This window comes from Henriciella sp., assembly GCF_049649345.1.
Classification (GTDB): domain Bacteria; phylum Pseudomonadota; class Alphaproteobacteria; order Caulobacterales; family Hyphomonadaceae; genus Henriciella.
The window spans coordinates 1-4,428 of record NZ_JBARZC010000462.1 but is presented as its reverse complement, the minus strand read 5'-3'; the positions used below and the strand labels follow the sequence as shown (position 1 = coordinate 4,428).

Annotated in this window: 5 protein-coding genes; 3 read left to right on the top strand and 2 right to left on the bottom strand. The window is 60.7% G+C overall.

The annotated features are described in order from the left end of the window. Positions 1 to 798, top strand: a 798-nt coding sequence (locus tag WA989_RS12725) for a trypsin-like serine protease (protein ID WP_424340864.1), incomplete at its 5' end; no start/stop codon positions are given. Positions 799 to 807: 9 nt separating this feature from the next. Here the strand turns inward: WA989_RS12725 and WA989_RS12720 are convergent. Beyond that, positions 808 to 981 carry a hypothetical protein gene (locus WA989_RS12720; protein WP_424340863.1) on the bottom strand — a complete coding sequence of 58 codons (174 nt, stop codon included), beginning with the start codon at positions 979 to 981 and terminating at the stop codon, positions 808 to 810. A gap of 29 nt (positions 982 to 1,010) precedes the next feature. Further along, the gene (locus tag WA989_RS12715) at positions 1,011 to 2,936 is read right to left on the bottom strand and encodes a TIR domain-containing protein (RefSeq protein ID WP_424340862.1); all 1,926 of its coding nucleotides are present in this window, start codon (positions 2,934 to 2,936) and stop codon (positions 1,011 to 1,013) included. A 156-nt stretch (positions 2,937 to 3,092) separates the two neighbouring features. On the opposite strand from WA989_RS12715, the gene WA989_RS12710 reads away from it, so the two are divergent. Both WA989_RS12710 and WA989_RS12705 read left to right on the top strand, forming a co-directional pair. Next, a complete protein-coding gene (locus WA989_RS12710) occupies positions 3,093 to 4,109 on the top strand; it encodes a hypothetical protein (RefSeq protein WP_424340861.1) in 1,017 nt (338 codons plus the stop codon). Positions 4,110 to 4,241: 132 nt separating this feature from the next. Beyond that, positions 4,242 to 4,428, top strand: a 187-nt coding sequence (locus WA989_RS12705; RefSeq protein WP_424340860.1) for a toll/interleukin-1 receptor domain-containing protein, incomplete at its 3' end; no start/stop codon positions are given.

Here is a 4,428-nt window from a genome sequence, read left to right as displayed (position 1 = left end):
TGGAACCTCAGCCGCTGCTCATCCACCGAGTATTGCGCAGCGGATATAGAGATCGACCACAGCTTCGTGCTGCGCGGCGTGAAGCTGAGCGAGGATGAGCGGTACCTGCTCAGCTGGAATGATTTCGGGTTTGCCCAGGTCTGGGATACCCGCACCGGTGATCCGGTCGTGCGGGTTTTTCATGGCGGGCAAGTCCATGGCGCTGCGCTGACCGCGGAGGGTGCCCAACTCGCGAGTTGGGGCAATAATGGTTATGTGCGGTTCTGGGATCTCGCCACCGGCGAGGAAGCCAAACGGTTTCATCTGGCCCCGGTGCCGGATAATCCTCTGACGTCGCAGCCAGATTTGTTATTTGCGCAGGCCTCGGGGGCCGCGGCCGAGACCGATGGTCCGCAGATCGGGTATGCTGACCCCTATCCGGACCCCGTCTATTCACAGCCAGGTGCGCCTGTCGTTGCGATCGGCTGGGGCAAGACGCAGCCTGTTGTAGGCGAGGCGCCTAGCGCCGTCATGCAGGCCGTGACGCTACAGGTCGTCGACCGGGAAACCTGCCTCGCCCTGCGCGACTATGGGCCAGACGATACGCTTCCGGAGGGCGTTTTCTGCGGCTATGATCCGAACCGCAAGACATGTCTTGGCGACAGTGGCAGCCCGGTCGTCGTCCAGTCCACGCTGGTCGGCATCGTCAGCGCGGGCTCACCGACGTGCGATGTCGATGGCAAGCCTGGCATTTATACGGATGTATCGGCCTATTCGGACTGGATCCGGTCGACCATCGAAGGTGCCGACCGGTCCTGATCGGCAGGTCTATTCGATGATTTCAGGGACGCCCGTCTGGCAGTCCGGATACCCGGGATCGCCCGGTTCGCAATCTGTTGCGGTCGATGTTGCATCGGCTCCGTCTTCGCCATCTGCGCCGGTTGTCGTGCAAGCGACCATCGGAATGGCCAGCGCTGCGGCCAGTATAATCTTGAGTTTCATGATACGTCCTCCCTCTGAGCTCTTCGAGACTATGACAGGCCCAGTGAATTGAGCAATTGAATAAAGTCCGGCCTTGAGCGAAGCGGGTCGAGCGCAGGGTCTACCTTAGCGCGTGTGAGACCGACGTCTGACACTCTGAGGGCCAGGTTAAGCCGGTCCATTGCTTCATCGAGGGCGCCCCACTGGGCAAGAATCCCGCCCTGTTCATAGTAGGAGATGTCGCCATACTCTGCTTCGAGGCTGGCCATTGCCTCACGCGCGGCCTGCTCATCCCCGGATTTCCACGCTGCGATCGCGACGCAGCTATGCCTGTAGAACGCTGATCGTTCGGCGCGGCAAGAGTCCAGGCCGGCCTGCGCCCTGCCAAGCCACACTTCAGCCAGGCCAATTCGCGCATGGCTGTCGCTCAGTTCCGGGCGCAAGGCGAGAGCCCGGCTGATGGCCTCATTGTTCTGTTTGTACCTGCGCGCAGCATAATGAACGAAAGCTTCGGCGCGGTGGATCGTCGGGTTGAGACGGTCGAGGCCTACAGCTTTGCGAACAGCCCCCAGCGCGTCGGCATCTCGTCCGATGCGGGCCATATAGGCGGAGTAACGTGCCAGCACGGTCGCGTCTCCCTGGCCGAGCTCGAAAGAGCGTTCGAATGGAACGAGTGCTCCCGGTACGTCAACAAGAACGTTGAGGTAAACCCAGCCCAGCGTGGAGTGGGCGTCCGCCATTTTTGGGGCAAGCGACACCGCTTGCTTTGCCGCTTCCAGCGCAGTCGCGCGCGCCTGGTTCGTCTCTACAGGATCATCGCTCCAGCTTGCCAGCGAGGCGGCCGCTCTTCCCTTGGCGGCGAAGGCGGCAGCGAAGCCCGGATCGAGGCTCGTGGCTGTGTCTAGAAGGTCGATGGCGCTTCGGATGTCGTCGGCCCCGCGGCTGTCGCGGTAGCGCGCGATTCCCTGAAGATAGGCGTCGAAGGCCTCGCCGTTCTCCGTGTTTCCGGCAGCGTCGTTCGGGATCGCCGGCTGGTCCGGCGTCAGTGACGCATTCACCGCATCTGCGACTTCTGCCTGAACCGTCAGCAGGTCTGCATCTGATTTTTCAAACGTCTTCGACCAATTGGAAAATCCGCTGCGCCCGTCGACAAGTTCTGCCGTCAACCGCAGACTGTCGCCTTCGCCCTGCACGGTCCCGTCGAGGAGGTAGGCGACGCCAAGCCGGCGGCAGATCTCGATGGCATCAAGCCCAGCATCCCGCATCGCTTCCGAAGAGGTCTGCGCAACCACACGCAGCATCGGATTGCGCGCAAGCGTCGACCTGATCTCGGCCGATAGCCCGGAGGAGATATAATCGCGCGCCGCATTCCCGCTGAGATTTTTGAAAGGCAGCACGACGATGCCCTGCTCGGCAATCTGGCTGGGCCGGAAAAGACCGGACTGTACCGCTGCAACACCGGCCGCGCCCGCGAGCGCGAGACCGCCTGCGCCAATCAGCCATTGCCGGCGGGTTGGCGTTGCGGGTTGTTTCGCAGGGGCGACAGCGTTCACGGGTTTGGATGGCCGTTCGTCGCCCGCGTGCAGGGCCGCGATTGCCGCCAACATCTCACGCACCTCGACAGCGTCCGCTCCGCCTGTCCATCCATCCATATCGATGAACTGGATTTGCCTGAATCCGAGTGGCGGCTGGACACCATCGATCGAAAGCGGCACCAGCTTCTCTTGTTCGCGCCCATAGGTCGCCTCATCGCGCACCCAGTGGGATTTGATTGAGCGGTCTGACCAGAGTACGACGACGGCCCTCGCCGATTCCAGCGCCCGCTCGGTCGTTTCCAGATAGGTCGAACCGCCGGCGAGCATGCCGTCCCACCAGACAGAGTATCCCGCATCCGTGATCGTCGAAATGATCGGGATGGCGCGCGCTTTGTCTTCGCGCGAGTAGCTGAAGAAGACAGTTGTTTGCGATCCGCTCATCTTTTGCCCCCTTCCGCGATCACGTTACGGCAGAAATCGAAGGACAGGAAGCAATTGCGCGAGGGCGGGGAGCCGCAAGCCCTCAAGCGCAGCCAGAAAGGGCTGGCCTTCTCCGGAATCATCTGGTGAGATCAGAACGAGTTCGGGGGGAGCGGGATGCGCACCAGTAACAGGGACGTCTTTCCCGCTGAAGCGACGCTGTCGATTCACGAGCCCATTTCCGGTCTTCTTGAAACACCTGAACTCGATCAGGAATTTCTGCGCCGCGACGCCATTGCAATGAAGGCAAAGCGGCGCTTTCACACCTTTGGCCAGTCGGCCATTGTCCTGATTGCCGTCAGCGCGATTTACACGATCGCTGAAACCCTGCTTTTCTCCGACTGGGCCTATCGTAATATCACCAGCCTGATCGCTGTCCTCATGGCGGGCATAGGGATCGGTTTTCAGGCCTATATCATGCTGACTGATCAAAAGCCGAAATGGCTGCTGAACCGGTATGCTGTCGAACGGTTGAGAAGCTTGAAATTTCAGGCCTTTGCGCTGGCGCAGGAGGCGAAGGACAGCGCAGCGTTGAGGGCGGCGGCGAACGATCATGCGCGCAGGGGGCTTGCCTTGCTCCAGAACGAACTCAATGCCGGAATTGCGGTTGTAAGAACCTTCTCGCCAGCGCGCGCGATGATCGTGCATCCCAAGACCAGGAAGCCTGTAAATCCCGAGATCACAGCGGAAGCGAGGGCCGCCTATGGCGATCTGAGGGTCGACTATCAGAAACGGTTCGCGCAGTCGGAGCTGGAAAGCTTCTCGAGCCGCCGGAGGCTTCTGAGTTCGTCGCAGGACATCATCTACCTCTGTGCAGCGACCTTCGCTTTCCTGGCTCTGGGGGCGAAGCTCGCGTCCCACTTCGGCATGGATTTCCAGACCGCATGGATCGATTTCATGGCGGTCTGCTTCTTCATTCTTGGTGCCACCGAAGCCATCATGGACAATGCCACGCTGGAAGAGCAGTCGCGGACGCGCTACGAGCAATATGTCCGTGACATCGAGGCCTTGGCGGCGAAGGCCGAAAGCAAGACTGTTCCCTTATCCCAAATCGTTGCAGACATGGAGCGGCTGAGCCTGGAAGAACTCGACAAGTTCTGCCGCGCAGCAACGCGGATCAGCTATCGGTTCTGATGCGGTGCTCTGTACGGTGAAGCTCGCCTCAACCTGCCCGTCATCAAACCTGTGCCCCGATGCCACCCGATATCCCTTTGCCGCTCAAGGGTTTGCAGGTAAGGTTAATAGAAACGTCAGGGGGCGGGGATTATGGCGGACATCTTTTTGTCTTACAGCCGGGCGGATCGCCCCAAGGCACAGCAGATCGCAGAGCACCTTGAGAAGGAAGGCTTCTCGGTCTGGTGGGACAAGATCCTGAGGGCGGGACAGACCTATGATGAGGTCACAGAGGGCATGCTTCGGGATTCGCGCGTCGTGGTCGTCCTGTGGTCGAATG

Coding starts and splice junctions, on each gene's coding strand:
- WA989_RS12720 (WP_424340863.1), bottom strand. CDS start 981: ATGAAACTCAAGATTATACTGGCCGCAGCGCTGGCCATTCCGATGGTC.
- WA989_RS12710 (WP_424340861.1), top strand. CDS start 3,093: ATGCGCACCAGTAACAGGGACGTCTTTCCCGCTGAAGCGACGCTGTCG.
- WA989_RS12715 (WP_424340862.1), bottom strand. CDS start 2,936: ATGAGCGGATCGCAAACAACTGTCTTCTTCAGCTACTCGCGCGAAGAC.